This window comes from Streptomyces sp. NBC_01077, assembly GCF_045162855.1.
GTDB lineage: Bacteria > Actinomycetota > Actinomycetes > Streptomycetales > Streptomycetaceae > Streptomyces.
In genome coordinates this window covers 1,010,080-1,029,462 of record NZ_CP108669.1, presented here as the reverse complement: position 1 = coordinate 1,029,462, position 19,383 = coordinate 1,010,080, and the positions used below count along the sequence as shown (strand labels likewise).

15 protein-coding genes and 1 pseudogene are annotated in these 19,383 nt (G+C 69.0%); 3 read left to right on the top strand and 13 right to left on the bottom strand.

Annotation, left to right across the window (positions count from 1 at the left end):
• Positions 1-58: 58 nt before the first annotated feature.
• The 13 genes and pseudogenes from OG462_RS04625 to OG462_RS04565 form a co-directional block, all read right to left on the bottom strand.
• Entirely contained in the window at positions 59-1,129 is a 1,071-nt protein-coding gene (locus tag OG462_RS04625) for an aldose epimerase family protein (RefSeq protein WP_406054685.1), read from the bottom strand.
• Between the two features lie 115 nt (positions 1,130-1,244).
• Positions 1,245-2,252, bottom strand: a complete 1,008-nt coding sequence (gene yjfF, locus OG462_RS04620) for a galactofuranose ABC transporter, permease protein YjfF (protein WP_406054683.1) — start codon at positions 2,250-2,252, stop codon at positions 1,245-1,247.
• Entirely contained in the window at positions 2,249-3,364 is a 1,116-nt protein-coding gene (locus OG462_RS04615; protein ID WP_406054681.1) for an ABC transporter permease, read from the bottom strand. The genes yjfF and OG462_RS04615 overlap by 4 nt, the downstream gene beginning before the upstream one ends.
• Positions 3,361-4,923 (bottom strand): sugar ABC transporter ATP-binding protein, encoded by a 1,563-nt coding sequence (locus OG462_RS04610; protein ID WP_406054679.1) that lies wholly within the window; start codon positions 4,921-4,923, stop codon positions 3,361-3,363. Before OG462_RS04610 ends, OG462_RS04615 begins: the two co-directional genes overlap by 4 nt.
• A 70-nt stretch (positions 4,924-4,993) precedes the next feature.
• A complete protein-coding gene (locus OG462_RS04605; RefSeq protein WP_406054677.1) occupies positions 4,994-5,986 on the bottom strand; it encodes an ABC transporter substrate-binding protein in 993 nt (330 codons plus the stop codon).
• A 392-nt stretch (positions 5,987-6,378) separates the two neighbouring features.
• Positions 6,379-7,047, bottom strand: a pseudogene (locus tag OG462_RS04600) (aldose epimerase family protein); the annotation flags it as partial.
• A 108-nt stretch (positions 7,048-7,155) separates the two neighbouring features.
• Positions 7,156-8,172, bottom strand: coding sequence for a zinc-binding dehydrogenase (locus OG462_RS04595; protein WP_406054675.1), 1,017 nt, complete (start codon positions 8,170-8,172; stop codon positions 7,156-7,158).
• Between the two features lie 595 nt (positions 8,173-8,767).
• Positions 8,768-10,135 carry an RICIN domain-containing protein gene (locus OG462_RS04590; RefSeq protein ID WP_406054673.1) on the bottom strand — a complete coding sequence of 456 codons (1,368 nt, stop codon included), beginning with the start codon at positions 10,133-10,135 and terminating at the stop codon, positions 8,768-8,770.
• Between the two features lie 28 nt (positions 10,136-10,163).
• Positions 10,164-11,606, bottom strand: a complete 1,443-nt coding sequence (locus OG462_RS04585) for an endo-1,4-beta-xylanase (RefSeq protein ID WP_406054671.1) — start codon at positions 11,604-11,606, stop codon at positions 10,164-10,166.
• 381 nt (positions 11,607-11,987) lie between these two features.
• Positions 11,988-12,122: a hypothetical protein gene (locus OG462_RS04580; RefSeq protein WP_406054669.1), complete on the bottom strand. Its 135-nt coding sequence runs from the start codon at positions 12,120-12,122 to the stop codon at positions 11,988-11,990.
• Positions 12,123-12,147: 25 nt separating this feature from the next.
• The gene (locus OG462_RS04575; RefSeq protein WP_406066367.1) at positions 12,148-12,501 is read right to left on the bottom strand and encodes a hypothetical protein; all 354 of its coding nucleotides are present in this window, start codon (positions 12,499-12,501) and stop codon (positions 12,148-12,150) included.
• 177 nt (positions 12,502-12,678) lie between these two features.
• Positions 12,679-14,898, bottom strand: coding sequence for a glycoside hydrolase family 3 N-terminal domain-containing protein (locus tag OG462_RS04570; protein WP_406054667.1), 2,220 nt, complete (start codon positions 14,896-14,898; stop codon positions 12,679-12,681).
• A gap of 9 nt (positions 14,899-14,907) precedes the next feature.
• On the bottom strand, positions 14,908-15,921 hold the full coding sequence (locus OG462_RS04565) for a LacI family DNA-binding transcriptional regulator (RefSeq protein ID WP_406054665.1): 1,014 nt from the start codon (positions 15,919-15,921) through the stop codon (positions 14,908-14,910).
• 231 nt (positions 15,922-16,152) lie between these two features.
• On the opposite strand from OG462_RS04565, the gene OG462_RS04560 reads away from it, so the two are divergent.
• Genes OG462_RS04560 through OG462_RS04550 form a run of 3 tightly spaced genes read left to right on the top strand, consistent with a single transcriptional unit; the run spans position 16,153 to position 19,350 of the window.
• Complete coding sequence (locus OG462_RS04560; RefSeq protein WP_406054663.1) at positions 16,153-17,445, top strand: extracellular solute-binding protein; 1,293 nt, start codon at positions 16,153-16,155, stop codon at positions 17,443-17,445.
• Positions 17,446-17,449: 4 nt separating this feature from the next.
• On the top strand, positions 17,450-18,523 hold the full coding sequence (locus OG462_RS04555) for a carbohydrate ABC transporter permease (RefSeq protein ID WP_406054661.1): 1,074 nt from the start codon (positions 17,450-17,452) through the stop codon (positions 18,521-18,523).
• Positions 18,520-19,350, top strand: coding sequence for a carbohydrate ABC transporter permease (locus OG462_RS04550; RefSeq protein ID WP_406054659.1), 831 nt, complete (start codon positions 18,520-18,522; stop codon positions 19,348-19,350). Before OG462_RS04555 ends, OG462_RS04550 begins: the two co-directional genes overlap by 4 nt.
• The last annotated feature ends 33 nt before the right edge of the window (positions 19,351-19,383 follow it).

Genomic DNA, 19,383 nt, shown 5'->3' with positions numbered 1-19,383 from the left:
CTGTGCCCGCCGGCTCCTCCACCGGCGGGCGCAGCCATGTCGGCGTGCTCGTACGCGGTCAGTCGCTGGTACTGAACCGCAGGACCGTCCTCGACCGGTGCTCGTCGCCGGGTCGCAGCACGGGGGACGGGTCACCGGGGCGGTTCGGGGAGTCGGGGAAGTGCTGGGTCTCCAGCGCGATACCGGCGCACCTCTGGTAGGGCGTACCGCTCTTGCCGAGGACCGTTCCGTCGAACTGCCCCGCGGTGTAGACCTGGAGTCCGGGCTCCGTGGTCAGCACCTCCATGCGGCGGCCCGTGGCCGGCGCATGGAGGACGGCGGCCCGGCGCAGGGTCCCGTCGCCGTGCGGGCGCAGGACGAAGTTGTGGTCGTACCCGCCGCCCGCCTCGGGGCGGGCCAGGGCCTCGGCGATCCTGAGCGGCCTGCGGAGGTCGAACGCGGTGCCGGAGACGGAGCGGTGGTCCCCGTAGGGGATGAGATCCCCGTCGACCGGCGTGTAGTGGGTGGCGTCGACGGCGAGCTCGTGGTCGAGGATGTCGACGGCACCCTCGCCCTCCAGGTTGAAGTAGGCGTGGTTGGTCAGGCTGACCAGGGTGGTCACGTCGGTGACCGCCGCGTAGGAGAAGGAGAGTTCGTTGCCGCGGCCGATGAGACAGCTGACGGTGACGTCCAGGTTCCCCGGGAACCCCTGGTCGCCGTCGGGGCTGCGGAGGTGCAGGAGCACACCGGTCCACTCCGGGGTGTGCACACTCTCGGCTTCCCAGAGCCGGGTGTCGAAACCGTCGGTTCCGCCGTGCAGGCAGTGGCCGTTCTCCTGCGTGGTCAGCTGGTACGGCTTCCCGTCCAGGGAGAACCGGCCTTGTGCGATGCGGTTGGCGTAGCGACCGACCGTGGCGCCGAAGTACCGGGCGGCGGTGGCCGTCTGGGCCGGATCGTGAGGAGCGAGGACGACGTCGGCCGGGGTGCCGTATCGGTCCGGCACCCACAGCGCGTGGAGGCGGGCGCCGCGGGTGTGTACCTCCGCCGTGAGGCCGTCGGGAAAGCCGAAGGTCCATCGTTGCCCGGTGTCCGTGCCGGGGTGGCAGACCGGTGGGCCTCCGGTGAGATGAGGGCGGGAGGACGGGGTCATGGGAGTTCCTTGTTCGGAGTGCGGCACAGCCGGAAAAAAAAGGGGGGGGCTGAAGGCCCCGCTTTCCCGGCCGCGGTCGTGAGGGTCAGTGGTCTGCTCGGAATCCGGACACGACCTAGCGCGCCGGGCGGGATCCGCCGAAGAGCCGTTGGAGGAGGATGAAGACGAACAACAGGCCGCCGATGACGATGCGCGTCCACCACGAGCTGAGCGTGCCCTGGAAGTTGACGACGGTCTGGATCAGACCGAGGACCATCACGCCCAGTGCGGTCCCCAGGACGAAACCGGAGCCCCCGGTCAGCAGTGTTCCTCCGATGACGGCGGCCGCTATGGCGTCGAGTTCCATGCCGACGGCGTGCAGGGCGTAGCCGGACAGCATGTAGAACGTCAGCAGCAGACCGCCGAGGGCGGAGCACAGGCCGCTCACGGCGTACACCGCGACCTTGGTGCGTCCCACGGGCAGGCCCATGAGACGGGCCGAGGACTCGTTGCCGCCCAGGGCGTAGACGGTACGGCCGAAGCGGGTGTGGTGCAGGACGACGAAGGCGAGTGCCAGCACGACCAGGGCGATGACCACGGCGGGTGAGACGAACAGGCCCCCGGGCAGGAGTGCCCGGGTCTGGGCGATCCGCGTGGTCGTCGGGTCGGTGAGGGAGATGGACTCGGTGCTGATCATGTAGCAGAGGCCGCGGGCGAGGAACATGCCCGCGAGGGTGACGATGAAGGGCTGGATCTCGAAGGCGTGGATCACCCAGCCCATGAGGGCGCCGCCTCCTGCTCCCACCAGCAGGACCACCGGCACCGCCAGGGCGAGCGGCACGCCGTTCTGTTCTACGAGCCAGGCCGTCAGCATGGTCGACAAGGCCACCATGGAGCCGACGGACAGGTCGATCCCGCCGGTGAGGATGACGAACGTCATGCCGGTCGCCACGACGAGCAGGAAGCCGTTGTCGATCAGGACGTTGAGCAGGACCTGCGCGGAGAAGAAGCCTTCGTACTGGACGGAGCCGATCGAGAACATCGCGATCAGCAGAGTGGCCGTCACCATGAGCGGTAGGCGGGAGGCATGCCGCACCGAGAACCGGTGGAGCGGCTTGGTGAGGGAGCTGAGGGTGGTGCTCACGGGTGGACCTCCTGGCGGCGGGCCGCCATGTCGCCGGCCGCGGGGGGCGGGTCCGGGGCGGCCGGTCGGCGACGGCGTGAGAGTCGCGCGCGGAACGCGGGCGACTGGACGAGACACACGACGATGACGACCAGGGCCTTGAAGACGAGGGTGGTCTCCGGCGGTACGCCGAGGGTGTAGATCGTGGTCGAGAGAGTCTGGATGATCAGCGCGCCCAGGACCGTACCGCCGAGGGAGAAACGGCCCCCGGTCAGCGCGGTGCCGCCGATGACCACGGCGAGGATCGCGTCCAGCTCGATCCACAGGCCGGCGTTGTTGCCGTCGGCGCTGGAGACGTTGGAACTGATCATCAGGCCGGCCACTGCCGCGCACACGGCGCTGACGACGTAGACCATGACCAGGAGTCCGCCCGCCCTGATGCCGACGAGCCGGCTCGCGACGGGATTGCCGCCCACCGATTCGATCAGCATGCCGAGCGCGGTCCGCCGGGTGACGAGGGAGGCGACGGCGACGAGGGCGGCGGCCAGCAGGACGGCGAAGGGGAGTGTGAGCCAGTAACCGCCGCCGATCATCTTGTAGGCGCTGCTGGACACGCTGATGATCTGGCCGTCGGTGATCAGCTGGGCCACGCCGCGCCCGGCGACCATGAGGACCAGCGTGGCGACGATGGGCTGGACGCCCAGCCGGGCGACGAGGAAGCCGTTCACCAGTCCGATCGCGGCAGCGACGGCGATCGCCGTCACGATCGCCGACATGACGGTGCCCAGGCTTCCGGGGTCCTTCGCCGTGGCGATGTGCTCGCACGCGAGTGCGCCGGCGATGGCCACCGTCGAGCCGACCGAGAGGTCGATGCCCCGAGTGGCGATGACCAGCGTCATGCCGAGCGACACCAGGATCAGGGGGGCGCCGAACTGGAGGATGTCGATGAGGCTGCCGTACAGGTGTCCGTTCTGGACGCGGACGGCGAAGAAGTCGTGGGTGAGGGCGACGTTTCCCAGCAACAGGGCGGCAAGGACGGCGGCGGGCCAGAACAGCCGGTGCTGGGTGAGCCGCCGGGCACGGGGCGCCGGGTCCGGACGCGTCCCGGCGCCCGTGTCGTCAGGTGGGGTCATGAAGTGGCTCCGGTGGCGATGGCGCCCAGGATCCGGTCGGGCGTCAGGGACGGGTCGTTGGCGAGGGTGGCGACGAGCCGGTGGTCACGCAGCACGCCCACGCGGTGGCTCAGCCGCAGCACTTCCTCGAGTTCGGCGGAGATGAAGAGGACCGCGGTGCCTTCCGCGGCCAGGCGGGTGACCAGTTTCTGGATCTCCGTCTTGGCACCGATGTCGATACCGCGGGTGGGTTCGTCCAGAATCAGTAGCTTGGGGTCGGTGAGCAGCCACCGGGCGAGCAGCACCTTCTGCTGGTTGCCTCCGCTGAGGTTGCGGACCTGTGCCTCTGGGTCGGCCGGGCGGATGTCCAGCACCTCGATCCACCGGGCGGCGATCTCGTCCTGTCGGGTGCGGGAGAGGGGTTTGGTCCAGCCGCGTGCGGCCTGGAGGGCCAGCACGATGTTCTCGCGGACCGTGAGCTCGCCGATCAGTCCCTCCGTCTTGCGGTTCTCCGAGCAGAAGGCGATCTTGCGGGCGATCGCGGCGCGCGGGGATCGCAGTGCGGTGCGTTCGCCGTCGATCCGGAGTTCGCCTTCGTCGGCGTGGTCGGCTCCGAAGAGCAGCCGGGCCGCCTCGGTGCGTCCGGAGCCGAGGAGTCCGGCCAGACCGATGACCTCGCCGCGGTGGATGTCCAGGTCGTAGGGCTGGATGGAACCGGTACGGGCGAGCCCTCGGGCGCTCAGGAAGGGGACGCCCTCGGAGCCGGGGGTGGTGGCGGTGCCCGTGTGGGACGTCTCCGCGAGTTCGTCGAGGGTGCGCAGTTCGCTGCCGACCATGCGGTGCACCAGGGTGACGGGTGTCAGCTCGTCGATCCGGTACTCGCCTTCGAGGTGGCCGTTCCGCAGGACGGTCACCCGGTCGCACAGGTCGAAGACCTGGTCCAGGAAGTGGGTGACGAAGAGGATCGCGACGCCTCGGTCGCGCAGCCGGCGCACCAGGGCGAACAGTTGGGCGACTTCGTCCCGGTCGAGGCTGGAGGTGGGTTCGTCGAGGATGAGGACCTTCGCCTTGATGTCCACGGCCCGTACGATCGCGACGAGTTGCTGGACGGCGATGGAGTGCGCGCTCAGCGGCAGACGGACGTCGAGGTCGAGCTCCAGTTCGGTGATGAGCCGTGCCGCGCGTTCGTGGAGGGCCGACCAGTGGACCAGCCCGAGCCGCCGGGGCTCACGGCCGATGAGGATGTTCTCGGCCACCGAGAGGTTGGGACACAGGTTCACCTCCTGGTACACCGTGCTGATTCCGGCGTGCTGGGCCTCCAGCGGTTCGGCGAACCGCTGGAGGCCGTCGTCGACGGAGATGGTTCCCGCGTCGGGCGGGTGGACGCCGGTGAGCACCTTGATGAGGGTCGACTTGCCGGCTCCGTTCTCGCCCATCAGTGCGTGGACCTCACCCGGGAACAGGCGCAGGTCCACGCCGTCGAGGGCGAGCACTCCGGGGAAGGACTTGCGGATGCCGTGGGCTTCCAGGACCGGCCGGTCGGTGCGGGTGTGCGTGCGGGGGGTGGGTGGGGCTGCCATCCGCCCTCCTCTCCTGAGCGGGGCGGGGGCGGCACGAGGGCCGCCCCAGGTCCGGTACGGGCGGGAAAGGTCAGTACTGCCGGCCGGGCAGGGCGGCCGCGGCCTGGGCCTGGGTGAAGACGCCCTCCTCGACCTCGACCCGCCGCGGCACGCTCTCCCCCGCCGCCACCTTCTTCACGAGTGCCATGAGCTGGTCGCCGAGGAGCGGGTTGCACTCGACCACCACGTTGATCTTCTTCTCCTGCATGGCGACGAAGGCGTCCTTGATGCCGTCGACGGAGATCACCTTGATGTCGACGCCCGGCTTCTTGCCCGCCTCCTCGATGGCCTGGATGGCGCCCAGGGCCATGTCGTCGTTGTGGGCGTACAGGACGTCGATGTCCTGGTGGGACTTGAGGAAGGCCTGCATGACCTCCTTGCCCTTGGCGCGGGTGAAGTCGCCGGTCTGGGAGGCGACGACCTTGAACTTGGGGTCGCCCTTGATGACCTCGGCGAAGCCGGCCTTGCGGTCGTTGGCGGGCGCGGAGCCGGTGGTGCCCTGGAGCTCCACGACGTTGACCGGCTCGGAGGTTCCCTCGTACTCCTTCACGAGCCACTTGCCGGCCTCCTGCCCCTCTTTGACGAAGTCGGAGCCGAGGAACGTCTGGTAGAGGGAGGTGTCCTCGGAGTCGACCGCGCGGTCGGTGAGGATCACCGGGATGCCGGCACTCCTGGCCTCCTTCAGGACGGTGTCCCAGCCGGACTCCACCACCGGGGAGAAGGCGATGACGTCCACCTTCTGCTGGATGAAGGTGCGGATCGCCTTGATCTGGTTCTCCTGCTTCTGCTGCGCGTCGGAGAACTTCAGCGTGAGACCGGCCTTCTCGGCCGCCTCGCGGACGGACTTGGTGTTGGCCGTACGCCAGCCGCTCTCGGCTCCCACCTGTGCGAAGCCGAGCACCAGCTTTCCGTCGGAGGAGCCCTTGCCGGTGTTGCCGGTGTTCACGGGTTCGGTGGTGCAGGCGGTCAGCACCCCGCCGGCCAGAACGGCGGCGGCGATGACGCGGAGGGCTCTGTGGGCCATGTCGTGTTTCCTCTCGAGACGTGCGTAACACCGGGCGAGGTCCTGAAGGCGACGGGCCGGTGGAGGCGTGGCTGCGCGCAGGACGGATGTGGCGGGCGAGGCGGATGGAGCGTCGGCCCCGACAACGGGCGAGCGGGCGAACGCGACACATTGTGAGCGCTAACAGAGACGTAACTCAAGGGCTCATACGACCGTTACCCGTTCTTGATAGACGGGGGCGAGCCCGGTAGTCGTGCGGCGAAACGGCCCAGAAGCCGGTCAGGGCGAGTGGTTACCGGTGACGGATTCGCCCCTCGCAGCGCGCCTGCATGCTGCGGCCGGTCGATTTTCCCGCCCTCCCCTGGCCCCCGTGTGGCGGCAGTTTGGCCAGGTCTGACTCAAACTTGTGAGCGTTAACACTCCCCTCGATCGAGGCAGTCTGTGGTGAAGGAGTGAACGGTCGAGGACCGGTAGGTCTCGCCGGGTCGCAGGACCGTACTGGGGAATTCCGGGTGGTTGGGGGAATCGGGAAAATGTTGTGTCTCCAGGCACAGCCCGTCCCCGGGGCGGTAAGGATGGCCGCCGCTTCCCGTGGCGGTGCCGCCGAGGGAGTTGCCGGAGTAGAACTGGATGCCGGGTTCGGTGGTCGCGATGCGCAGAACGCGGCCCGAGACGGGTTCGCGCAACGAGGCGACGGGTTCCGGTGTCGTGGTGGCCCCTTTGTCGAGCACCCAGTTGTGGTCGTAGCCCCCCGCGTGTCGGATCTGGGGATCAGCGGTCAGCGGGTACGACCCGATCGGCCGGGCCGTCCGGAAGTCGAACGGTGTGCCGGTGACCGGGGCCAGGCGGCCGGTCGGAATCAGGTCCGCGTCGACGGGGGTCATCCAAGAGCCGGCAAGGGACAGTTCGTGGCCGTGGATGGATCCGGCGGACTCGCCGGCAAGGTTCCAGCAGACGTGGCTGGTCAGGTTGACGACGGTGGGGCGGTCCGTGACGGCTTGGTAGTCGATGCGCCAGTCGCCTTCTTCGGTGAGCGTGTACACCGACCGTACGCCGAGGGTTCCGGGAAAGCCCATGTCGCCGTGGCGACACGGCAATCTCCGTCCGCGCGCATGGAGGCATCTGGCGCTCGGAGGATCAGAGGGTGTGGGTCCTGTCCTGCGGGCCAGGCGGGGCCTTCCGGACACGACCTAGGGTCGCAGGAGGACTTTCCCGACCCCGGGACCGCTGCTGCCGATGACTTCCATGGCGCGGGCGAATTCGTCGAGGCCCAGCTCGTGTGTGAGGAGCGCCAGTGGAGTCAGTTGCCCGGTGGAAAAGGCACGTACGGCGTAGGTCCAGGCAGAGGCGGAGGCTCCGAGCACGGTTCCGATCGACAGCTGTCGCTGGATGATGTGGACGGGATCCAGACTCTCCGCGCCGCGGGCCGGGATGCCGGTGAGGACCAGGCGTCCTCCTGGCCGCAACAGGGACATGGCGGTGCGTGCGGTCGAGACCGCGCTCACGGCATCGATCACTACGTCGAAGTCGGAAGGGCCGGCATCGCGGTCCCATGTCCCATAGGCGGTGGCCCCAAAACGGTGGGACAGTCCCGCATGGTCGGGGCTCGAACCGAGTACCAGAAGTTCCCTGGGGGAGGAGGTGCCCAGGAGCTGGACGGCGAGGAGGGCGACGGCGCCGGTTCCGATGACGGCCACTCGTGAACCCGGCAGCGGACGCGCCTTCAGGACCGCTGCGGCCGCGCAGGCGGCGGGCTCGAGGAGTGCGGCGGCCGTGAGGTCGGCGTCCGGCGGGAGGGTGTGCAACAGGCGGGCGGGAAGTGTCACCGTGGTGGCCATGGCGCCGGGATGGGTGAACCCCGTTTCTTCGTAGCCACCCCTGCACAGGTGGGTTTCGCCCTCGCGGCAGCGGTCGCATGTCTCACAGTTGCGCAGTCCCTCGCCCACCACCTTGCGGCCGATCAGAGACGCGGATGTCCCCGCTCCTACGGCGGTGACGGTGCCCGACCACTCATGGCCCGGGGTGATCGGAAAGCGAACGTTCTCCGGGGGGTGATCGCCCAAGTGGACGGCACGGTCACGGCCGCAGAGCCCCACGGCGTGAACCTGTATTTGGGCCTCGCCGGGACCCGGCGGTCTGGGGGTGTGGTCGACGAGGCGAAAGGCCCCAGGGGCCTGAAGGACGACGGCCTGCTTTCGAGGGCTCACAGGTGCACACCTCCAGGGGTGCGAGGCTTCCGGCCTTCGGACCGGAGGCTCGTCATCCGAATCTTGCCGACCACGGCCGGCCCAGCCTCGGTGGGGGCCGGGACACACGTCAGGTTTCGCCATGATGTCTGTTCCCCGCAGGGGGCAATCCGAGTGGTACGCACGTGATCGGGCCTTTGTTGTTCGATATATCGAATACCGTTCGAAATTCTGCCCGCGACAGTACGAAGCGCGGCGCGAAGGTGTCAACAGTCTCCCCACACAGGGAGTTTCACGGTCTGGACATGCCTCGATCACCGCAGAATCAGGCGCACCTCCAACGGCCGGTGTGCCTCGCAGCCGCTGCTCGTACGGCATCACCCGGGCGGCAGGCGAGTAGCACGGCGAACGCGGTGTGTTGCGGGAAGCGCCGCGATCACGCGGGGCTGTTCGGGGGACGGGCTGTGCTGCGCGGATGGGCTTTGGCACCGCTCCTGCTCCGCTCGGGCTCCGTGGTGGCCTCGGCAGAGGGCAGCGCGGAGGCGGGGGCCAGAGCCCTGGACGACGACGGAGTGGAGCCAGGATCATCCTGACTCCACTCCATGGTGCGGGGGTGTCACTGGAACTGTGCGAAGAACCTCCAGATCTCTTTCTTGGTCCAGGTCTCGACGCCGCTCTCGTCGGGGGAGCCGTCGACCGGACCGGGTATGTGGCCTCCGTCGAATGCGGCCCATTGGACCGGGTACCCGGCGCGGCAGCCCGAGTAGGTGGTGGTGATGTGCGTCCGGCTGCCCGGAGCGGGCTCGCGCGGGCTCTGGGGAGCGCAGCCGTTGTTGCTGACGAATCTGTCGCGCAGGGACCGTCCTTGCGCGATGGTGAGGACGGAGTCGCTGATGCCGTGGATTCCGAAGTAGGCGATGGGCTGGGTGCCGCCGCTGCACCCGCTGATCTGGCCGCCGGATATGACCGCGACAGCCCTGAACACGTTCGCCCGGTCACATGCGAGTGCGTAGCTCATACCGCCGCCCCAGCTGAAACCCGTGGCGAAACGCTGTGCCGGGTCGACGCAGAGGCCGCCTTCGATTCGCCGGATCATGTCGTCGACGAAGGTGACGTCCTCACCGCCCGAATTGGCCCAGCCGTTGCCGAGGCCCTGGGGGGCGACGAGGATTGCGCTGTCGTTCGACTGCTCCTGTTGGCCGTAGTAGGACCAGGCGTTCCCGCTCGTTCCGCCCGAGGCGACGTCGCCGGCGGTTCCACCCCGCCAGTGGAACGCGAAGATCAGCCGGTAGGGGTGGCCGTTGTTGTAGTTGACGGGAACCCTGAGGGTGAAGCTGCGGCTCTTACCGCTGCTCTGAATCGTGTGCGTACCGCTCGCCAGGGTCGGGGCGCTGCCGCATCCGCCGCCACCGGACGGCAGCTTGATCATCTGCCATTGCTGGTTGGCGCCGCCCCAGTCGGTGTACTGGACGACGTTGCCGCCGTCGGCGGTGGAGCCGCCCTGCAGCTCGACGGCCTTGCCGCTGTTGCGGTTGATCAGACGGACGTGGCCTGCCTCGGAGTCGGCGAGGCGGAACTGTTGGTTGGCCCCGTTGCCGTCGCCCCACTGCGCGATCGCGGCACCGTCGGCGGCCGAGGCGCCGGCCACGTCGAGAACCTTGCCCGAATGCCGGGCCTTGAGCCGGTAGAAGCCGCTGCCGGAGTCCACGAACTGCCACTGCTGGTTGGCTCCGTCGTTGCGCGTCCACTGACCGACCCGCGCGCCGTCGGCGGTGGACGCGCCATGGACGTCCAGCGCCTTGCCGCTGTGGCGATTGACCAGGACGTACCAGGCATTGCTGTCCACCGTCGCCGCCTCGGCGGGCGCCGGCTTCACCGCGGAGAGCATGCCGATCGCGAGCGTCGCCGCCACCACGGCGGCCAACCGGGACCACCAGTGATGCCTTCGTGGTGGGGCGGGGGAAGCCGCACCGTAGGTCTTCATCGGTTCACCCTTTCGCCGTGGCAGGTCGTCAGGTGCGGGTCCAGCGCTGGTTGCTGCCGTTCGAGCAGGAGTAGAGCTGGATCAGGGTGCCGTTGGCAGTGCCGTTGGCGGCGGCGTCGAGGCAGAGGCCGGACTGGACGCCGACGATGGATCCGTCGGAGTTGAGGCGCCACTTCTGGTTGTCGCCACCCCAGCAGCCGTAGATCTGGACCTTGGTGCCGTTGGCGGTGCCGCCGGCGTCCAGGCACTTGTCGCCGTAGACCCTGAGCTCACCTCCGGCGGTGTAGGTCCACTGTTGGTTGGTGCGGTTGTTGCAGTCCCACAGGTTGACCTGGGTGCCGTCGGTGGTGCTGGAACCGGGCACGTCCAGGCAGCGGCCCGAAGCGACGCCCTTGATCTGTCCGGAACCGGGCGAGGGGGTCGGAGTGGGGGTGGGGGAGACGGCGTTGAGCGCGTTGAGGACGGAGGTGTAGGCGGGCTTCTTGCTCCCGTCGCCGTTGAACAGCAGTGGCGTGTGCTCTGCTCGCCAGGAGTCGGTGTCGCGCACACCCCAGACGGTGATGCCGAGGCAGCGCGGGACGGCCAGGCAGTCGTTGGTCACGTTGGCGTAGGTCGTGCCCGAGGCGCCCTGGATGTCGAGTTCGGTGATGGCCACGTCGACGCCGAGGGCTGCGAAACTCTGCAGGGTGGTGCGGAAGTTGCTGTTGTAGGGGCTGTCGCTGTTGAAGTGCGACTGGAAGCCGACGCAGTCGATCGGCACGCCGCGCTGCTTGAAGTCCCGGACCATGGCGTACATGGCCTGGGTCTTGGCCCAGGTCCAGTTCTCGACGTTGTAGTCGTTGTAGCAGAGCTTGGCGGCCGGGTCGGCGGCGCGCGCGGCACGGAAGGCGACCTCGATCCAGTCGTTGCCGGAGCGCTGCAGGTTGGAGTCGCGCCGGGCTCCCGAGGTGCCGTCGGCGAAGGCCTCGTTCACGACGTCCCACTGGGCGATCTTGCCCTTGTAGTGGCCCATCACGCCGTTGATGTGGTTGGTCATCGCCTGGCGCAGCGCGCTGCCGCTGAGGTTCTGCATCCAGCCGGGCTGCTGGGAGTGCCAGGCCAGGGTGTGGCCGCGCACCTGCTTGCCGTTCTGCACCGCCCAGTTGTAGACGCGGTCACCGGCGGTGAAGTCGAACCGACCCTGCTGGGGTTCGGTGGCGTCGATCTTCATCTCGTTCTCGGCCGTCACCGAGTTGAACTCGCGGCCCGCGATCGTGGTGTACGTCGAGTCGTTGAGCCGGCCCGAGGCGATGGCGGTCCCGAAGTATCGGCCGCTCTGCGCCGCCGCGCCGCCGAGCGTGCTCTCGGCGGCGTGTGAGGTCAGCGGCGCCGCCAGCACGGCGGCCGAACCGAGGGCGCCGACGACCAGGGCCGTACACAGGCCGCCGATCTTCCGGCGGACGGTGGTGGGAGGAATGGCATTTAAGCGCATGACTGAGCCTCCAGGAAGGAATTCAGGGAAGGATGAGAGCGCGGCGGGATGAATCCGCGTCAGCGGCACATGGCACCGGGAAAGAGGGGCGACGCCGCCTCGGGACTCAGTGTGGAAACTCGACAGAAACATGTCAACAGTTTCGAAAGCCTTTCAGGAATCTTCCCCTCAGGGGTGGCCTGGTGGCAGCTTGAGGCTGCACAAGGGGTCACCGAAAGTCTTTCGATGGGTGATCGCGGGGGCCTGGGCCGGGCGGGGATGCCGGAGTCGGCAAAGGGGTGCTGGATTTGAACGGCGGCTCCCGATGAGAGAACCCGCCATAAACGAGTACCTAATTCAGCTCGCATCTCCGGGACGTCGAATTCCGTCGCCCCGGAGCGGTCACCCCGTTGAAGCCGGGTACGTGATGTCGAACCTCGTGAAGTGGGCCTGGTTGGTGGAGGGGCGGCCGTTGGAGGTGGCGTAGAGGCCGAGCTGGACGCCGGTGAACAGCGGCGTGAGGAAGGTGGCTTCCACGGTGGCCAGGTCCTGCCAGGCACCGTCAGGTGCCGCGTGGGCGAACGTGTGGCTGAAGCCGCGGATGCCGACCCCCTAGGCGAATGGGGCCTGGGGGGACGGGAACGCGGGCCAGGACCTCGGGCCCGTGGCAGAGGCTGAGTCCTTCCGTGGTGCGAAGGAGGAGGAGGTGGGTGTCGTCGTCGAGGACAACGGCGAAGCCTGCCTGTTCGCCCGGTGCGGCGGGGGTGAAGCGCAGTTCGGTGGAGACGTCGCAGTCGGGCTGTTCCTGGGGGCGGGCCAGGAGGGACGGAGTGGTGCGTTCACCGAGGCGTTCGGGGCGGAGCCGGAGGCGTAGCCCGTCGCCAGTGGTCCAGAACCGCGCGGGTGGGGTCCGCAGGGTGCTCCAGTCGGGGGAGAGGGTGGCGAAGCGGTCGTGGAGGGGGCGGCGAAGGCCGGTGTGGACGACGGGGGTGAAGACCGGCCGGCCGTCGTCCCAGGTAGTAGTCCGCTCCGACCCGGCAGACGGACGGGTCGGGCCGGAACCCCGGCAGCACGGGATCGCCGAACGACGCGGTCATGGAACGGGGACGATCTCGACCGGCACGGACAGCACCCGGTCGGCCCCCGGGTGACGTACAGGGCCGGTCAGAGTGAAGGAGCCCTGGAGCGGAAGATCGCCGCTGGACCGTCCGACCGCCACGCCGATCTCCCCCGGCTCCACTCTTCTCCGCAGATCGATCCCGGTGAAAGAAGTCCGGTCGGCATGGACGGAGAAGGTGATCCGGGCGGCCGCGCCCGGCTGCAGCTCGACCCTGCCGAATCCGGCGAGCCACCGCTGCGGCCGTACGACGGATGCCTCGGGGTCCGAGAGATACAGCTGGACCACCTCGGTCCCGGCCGCCTCGCCGACATTGCGTACGGTGACCGCGACCGAGACGGCTCCGTCCGTCGCGGCGACGGGATCCACCGAGAGCTCCGAGCAGGTGAAGCTGGTCCAGCTCAGCCCGTGTCCGAAGGGGAACAGCGGAGTCGGGTCCACCGAGCTCCAGTCGGTGTGCCCGCCGAGCCGGGAGTGCAGGTAGGTGCCGGGCTGGCCGCCGACCCGGCGGGGGATGGAGACGGGCAGCCGCCCGGACGGTTCCGCGGCCCCGCTGATGATCCGGGCGAGCGCCGTCCCGCCCTCCTCGCCGGGGAAGAAGGCCTGCACCACGGCCGACGCGCGCTCGGCCAACGTGCCGAGCGCGTACGGCCGTCCGGAGACGAGGACCAGGACGGTCGGCACCCCGGAGTCCAGGACGGCGGAGGCGAGCGCGGCCTGGTCGCCGGGCAGGTCGAGGGTCTCGGCGTCGCAGCCCTCTCCGGAGGTGCCCCGGCCGAACATGCCGGCCCGGTCTCCGAGCACCAGCACGTTCACGTCCGGATCCTCCGCGGTGACCGTGAACCCGGCGGCGGTGAGCGCCTCGCCGAGCGTCGGGATCTCAAGCCCGAGGTCGCCGGGGAGCGCGACGTGGTTGGGGAAGGAGTAGCAGCCGAGGAAGGACTGCGGGTCGTCGGCGTACGGCCCGCTGATCGCGACCCGGCACGGCCGCAGCGGCAGGGTGCCGTCGTTGGCGAGCAGCACGGTGGACCGTTCGGCCAGGAGCCTGGCCAGTGCCCGGTTCTCCGGCGGGTCGAGTTCGACCGGCTCGGGCTTGACGGGTTCCCAGTCGGGGTCGAGCAGGCCGAGCTCGGCCTTCTGCAGCAGGACCCGCTCCGCGGCCCGGTCGACGAGCTCCTCCGGTACGGCTCCTGCCCGTACGAGCTCGGTCAGCGGCTCGCCGTAGCAGCGGGCCGTGGGCAGCTCGACGTCGATTCCGGCGGTCAGCGCCAGTGCGCCGGCCGCGCCGCGCGATCCGGTGACGCCGTGCCGGGTCTCCAGGAAGGAGACGGCGTAGTAGTCGGCGACGACCACACCGGTGAAACCGAGCTCACCTCTGAGCAGTTCGGTCAGCAGCCGTGGGTCGGCGGCCACGGGGACGCCGTCCACGTCGGTGTAACTGTTCATCACCGACCGGGCGCCCCCCTCGCGCAGTGCCCGTACGAACGGCTCGACCAGCACGTCGGCGAATTCGCGCGGCCCCGAGGCCACGGGGGCCATGTTCCGGCCGCCGCGCGAGGCCGAGTACCCGGCGAAGTGCTTCAGCGTCGCCACGATCCCGGCGCCTTCCAAGCCCTGGACATAGGCGGTGCCGATCGCTCCGACGAGATAGGGATCCTCGCCGATGCACTCCTCGGTCCTGCCCCACCGGTAGTCGCGGACCACGTCGAGCACCGGAGCCAGTCCTTGGTGGACGCCGACCCGCCGCATCCCCGCGCCGATGGCGGCGGCCATCTGCCGTACGAGCCCGGGATCGAAGGACGCACCCCAGGCGAGCGGCCCGGGGAAGACCGTCGCCCCGAACGTCATGAACCCGGTCAGGCACTCCTCGTGAGCGACCGCCGGGATTCCGAACCGGCCGGATCCGGTCACCTGCCGCTGGAGCGAGGCGAGTCGCTCCATCCCGGCTTCCGTGGTGATCGGCGCGGTGCCGTACACCCGGGTGAGCTGGCCGAGCCCGTGGGCGACGATGTCGTCGAGGCCGGGCGCGGACTCGCCGGAATCGTCCTCCATCGGCGCGACAGGCGCTCCCGGATTCGAGGGCAGCGCCCAGAAGCCGGCGAGTTGCCCCGCCTTCTCCTCCAGCGTCATCCGTCCCAGCAGATCGGCGACTCGCACGGCCGCGGGCAGGAGGGGGTCACGCCAGGGCTCGGTCAAGGGGTTCTCCTAGTGGCGAGGCGGGGCGGTGGAGACACGGACCTTGAGCTCGGTCGAGAGCTCCATCCGCGGGCTGACCAGGGGCTGGTTCTCCAGAAGCTGGAACAGTGTGCGGGCGGCGAGTCGGCCCATCTCCTCCAGCGGCTGACGCACCGTCGTCAGCGGAGGTGACAGCCATTCGCACATCGGCAGGTCGTCGAAGCCGACCACGCTGAGGTCCTGCGGGATGCTCAGCCCGGCCTGCCGGGCGGCTTCGTAGACGCCCATCGCCTGCTGGTCGCTACCGGCGAAAATGGCGGTCGGCGGTTCGGGGAGGGCCAGCAGTTCGCGGGCACGTCGGAACCCGCCCTCGTGCTGAAAGTCGCCGAACCGGATCAGGTTGCGGTCCACCTCGATCCCGGCCCGCTCAAGCGCGGCCCGGTACCCGTCGATGCGGGCCTGGCTGCAGAGCATCTCCTTGCGCCCGCCGATCGCGGCGATCCGGCGGTGCCCCATCTCCAGCAGGTGCTCGGTGGCGGCGAGGCCGCCCGCCCAGTTGGTCGCGCCGATGCTCGGCACACCGTTGCCCGGCAGGTCGATCGGGTCGATGACGACCAGCGCCACCCCGGCCCGTTCGACCTGGGCGCGCTGGGCCTGGGTGACCGAGGAGGTGACGAGGATGACGCCGTCGCTGTGGTGCAGGACCGGCAGTGCGGCCCAGCTCGACGGCGTGGCCTCGCCCGGCGGGACGAGCGACACGACGGTGCCGACGCTCCGCTGGGCGCATTCGGCCTCGACGCCGCGCAGTATCTCCACCGCCCACGCGCTGTCCAGACCGCCGATGATCAAGTCGACCAGGCCCGATCTGCGGGCCCTGCCCTGCCGGCCGGGCTGGAGGTAGTTGTGGGATCGCAGCAGGGTCTCGATCCGTTCGCGCGTCGACGGTGCGACATCGGATCGGCCGTTGATCACCTTGGACACGGTGGCCTGGGAGACCCCTGCCTCCGCGGCGATGACGGCCAGGGTCGGACGCTGCTCGCTCAACTTCTCTCCTCTGCGCGGGCGCCTGGGGTCGGCGACAAGTACCGCAAACTTTTCGAAGAGTTTCCGGTCGTCGTGACCTGCCTGTCAAGCAGAAGTACCGCTGTTTCTAGGTAAATCGGTGAGAGGCCTTGACCGGGAAGCCTCGCGTTCCTAGTTTGTGGCAGCACAGAATTCGAGAGTATTACGAAAAGTTTTCGGGCTCGAATCGAGCATTCCCACCCCGGAGGTCCCATGGCCAGCATCCCCCCGAGCCGACGAAGTTTCCTGGCGCTCTCGGGCCTGACCGCACTGTCCGTCTCGCTGACCGCGGCCTGCGGCGGTGACGACTCCGGCGGCAAGCCGGCGGCTGACGGCAAGGTGACCTTCGCGTGGTGGAACATCGCCACGACGGAACCGGGCAAGTCCCTCTTCCCGCAGATCGCCTCGGCGTTCATGGCCGCTCACCCGAAGATCAGGATCGAGACGACCTCGTTGGAGAACGAGGCGTTCAAGTCCAAGCTGACCGCCACCACCTCGTCCGGCAAGCTCCCCGACGTCTTCCAGACCTGGGGCGGCGGCGTGCTGCAGCAGCAGGTCGACGCGGGTCTTGTCGAGGACCTCACCGACGCGTTCGGCTGGTCGTCCGACCTCACCCCGGTGTCGCTGCAGGCCTATCGGACCGGGGGCCGGACCTACGGGGTGCCCTACGACATCGGCATGGTCGGCTTCTGGTACAACAAGAAGCTCTTCGCCAAGGCCGGGATCACCGCGCCGCCGGCCACCTGGGCCGAGTTCCTCGACGTCGTCAAGAAGCTCAAGACGGCGGGCGTCACTCCGATCGCCCTCGCGGGCAAGGAGAAGTGGCCGGGCCACTACTACTGGGCCTACCTCGCGATGCGCGTCGCGGGCCTTCCCGCGCTGCAACAGGCTGCGAGCACCAAGGACTTCACCGGCGCCGGCTTCGTCCAGGCCGGTACCCACCTCAAGGAGCTGGTCGACCTCCAGCCGTTCCAGGAGGCCTTCCTCGGCGCCGGGTACGCCACCCCGGGCGGCCAGGCCGCAACCATGGGCAACGGCAAGGCCGCCATGGAGCTGATGGGGCAGTGGGCACCGTCGGTGCAGCAGGACGCGGGCGCCGATCTCGGAGCGGACCTGGGCTTCTTCCCCTTCCCGACGGTCGACGGCGGAGTCGGCAAGGCCACCGAGGTGTTCGGCGGCGGCGGCGGCTTCGCGCTGCGCAAGGGCGCCCCGAAGGAGGCGCTGGACTTCCTGAAGTTCCTCGTTCTGGAGAACGAGTCCAAGCTGCTGGCCTCCAACGGCTACCTGCCGGTGGTCAAGGGCGCGGAGCGCCAGCTCACCGACGCCAACAAGAAGGTGGTGGCCGAAAGCCTGGTCAAGGCGACGGGCTTCCAGCTCTTCCTCGACCAGGCCTACCCGCCGGCGGTCGGCCAGGAGGTCAACGACAGCGTCGCCGACCTCATCGCGGGCAAGAAGACGCCCGAGCAGGTCACCCGGTCGATCACCGAGGCTGCGAAGGGTGCCTGACTCCGTGGCTACCCCGACCAAGGGCCCGGCCAAGGGCCCGGCCAAGGGCCCGGCCAAGGGCCCGGCCAAGGATCTGGCCGAGGGATCGGCCGAGGGCCCGACCCGAGACCCGGCCGATCAGCGGACGGAGGACGCCGTACCGGTGCGTCCGTCCGCCCCGGCCCGGTCGCTCCTGCGCGGGCTGGGCAGTTGGGCGTCGATCGCCTGGTTCCTCGTCCCGGCTATGGTCCTCTTCCTCGTCTTCGTCCTCGCCCCGATCGTCGTCGCCGTCCACACCAGCTTCTTCAAGTGGGGCGGGATCGGCCCCATGGACGACTTCGTCGGCTTCGAGAACTACACCAGGCTCTTCGCCGATGAGGTCTTCCTCGGAGACATGGGGCGCGGGCTGTGCCTGATCGTCCTGTCGATCACGGTGCAGTTGCCGTTCGCTCTGTTCACTGCGGTCCTGCTCAACCAGAAGCTGCGCGGCCGGGCCGTCTACCGCATGCTGTTCTTCGCGCCGTACATCCTGTCCGAGGTGGTCACGGCGGTCCTCTTCACCATGATCTTCCTTCCCGGCGACGGCATGGCCGACCATCTCGCCGGGGCCCTCGGCCTGGAGGGGCTGCAGGGGAAGTGGCTAGCCGATCCCTCGACCGTCATGCCGACCCTGTTCGTGGTCATGACCTGGAAGTACTTCGGCTTCCACATGATGCTCTTCCTCGCCGGGCTGCAGAGCATCCCGCGCGAGATCCTCGACGCCGCCTCCATCGACGGCGCCGGCGCCTGGCAGCGCTTCCGGTACGTGACGCTGCCGCTGCTCGGCCCGACGATCCGGATCAGCGTCTTCCTCTCGGTCATCGGGGCCATCCAGCTCTTCGACCTCGTCTGGGTCATGACCGCGGGCGGTCCCAACCACTCCTCCGAGACGATGGCGATCTCGATGTTCCAGTTCGGGTTCAAGCGCTACCAGGTCGGCTACGCCAGCGCGATCAGCGTGGTGCTGTTCATGATCAGTCTGGTCTTCTCCCTCTTCTACCAGCGTTACGTGCTCCGCCGTGACCTGAGCGGGGCCGTCACCACGGGAGGTGGCCGATGAACGCCCGCAGGGCGGCACGCGGCCTGTCGCTGCACGCCGTGGTCTGGCTGATCGGCGCGTTCGTCGTCGTACCGCTGATCTACGCGGTGGTCTCCGGGTTCAAGAGCACCGGCGAGCTGACGACCAATCCGTTCGGGCTGCCGGACCACTGGAAGACCGGCAACTACACCGGCATTCTCGGCGACGGAATGTTCTGGCGGCAGATCGCCAACAGCGCCGGCATCGCGATCGGCACGACATTCTGCACGGTGGCGGCCTCCGCCATGGCGGCGTTCGCGCTGGCCCGCTACGCCTTTCGGGGCAGGGAGCTTTTCTACATGCTCTTCACGATCGGGCTGATGTTCCCGTTCGCGGTGGCCGTCCTGCCGCTGTTCCTGCTCCTGCGCAGCTTTGACCTGCTCGACAACCCGCTCGGAGTGATCCTCCCGCAGGCCGCCTTCGGGCTCCCCATGACGATCATCATTCTGCGCGGCTTCTTCCGGACCATCCCGGCGGAGGTGGAGGAGGCGGCCATCATGGACGGCTGCGGCAAGTTCCGCTTCTTCTGGAAGATCCTGCTTCCGATGGCGCGTCCGGCGCTCGGCACGGTCTCGGTGCTGGCGATCGTCGCGAGCTGGAACAACTTCTTCCTGCCGCTGCTGGTGTTCAACGACCCGAAATGGCAGACGATCCCGGTCGGCGTCCAGCAGTTCCAGGGCCAGTACTCGACCGACTACGCGCTCGTCCTCGCCTACATCGTGCTCGCCATGATCCCCGCCCTCGCCTTCTACGCCGTCGCCGAGCGCCAGCTGATCAGCGGCCTCACCGCGGGCGCCACCAAGGGCTGACCCGTCCCGCGTGACCTCCCCCCTGAGGAGACC

Excerpts from the sequence above, each read along its gene's own strand:
- OG462_RS04625 (WP_406054685.1), bottom strand. The coding sequence starts at position 1,129 with ATGACCCCGTCCTCCCGCCCTCATCTCACCGGAGGCCCACCGGTCTGC.
- OG462_RS04615 (WP_406054681.1), bottom strand. The coding sequence starts at position 3,364 with ATGACCCCACCTGACGACACGGGCGCCGGGACGCGTCCGGACCCGGCG.
- OG462_RS04610 (WP_406054679.1), bottom strand. The coding sequence starts at position 4,923 with ATGGCAGCCCCACCCACCCCCCGCACGCACACCCGCACCGACCGGCCG.
- OG462_RS04605 (WP_406054677.1), bottom strand. The coding sequence starts at position 5,986 with ATGGCCCACAGAGCCCTCCGCGTCATCGCCGCCGCCGTTCTGGCCGGC.
- OG462_RS04590 (WP_406054673.1), bottom strand. The coding sequence starts at position 10,135 with ATGAAGACCTACGGTGCGGCTTCCCCCGCCCCACCACGAAGGCATCAC.
- OG462_RS04585 (WP_406054671.1), bottom strand. The coding sequence starts at position 11,606 with ATGCGCTTAAATGCCATTCCTCCCACCACCGTCCGCCGGAAGATCGGC.
- OG462_RS04560 (WP_406054663.1), top strand. The coding sequence starts at position 16,153 with ATGGCCAGCATCCCCCCGAGCCGACGAAGTTTCCTGGCGCTCTCGGGC.
- OG462_RS04550 (WP_406054659.1), top strand. The coding sequence starts at position 18,520 with ATGAACGCCCGCAGGGCGGCACGCGGCCTGTCGCTGCACGCCGTGGTC.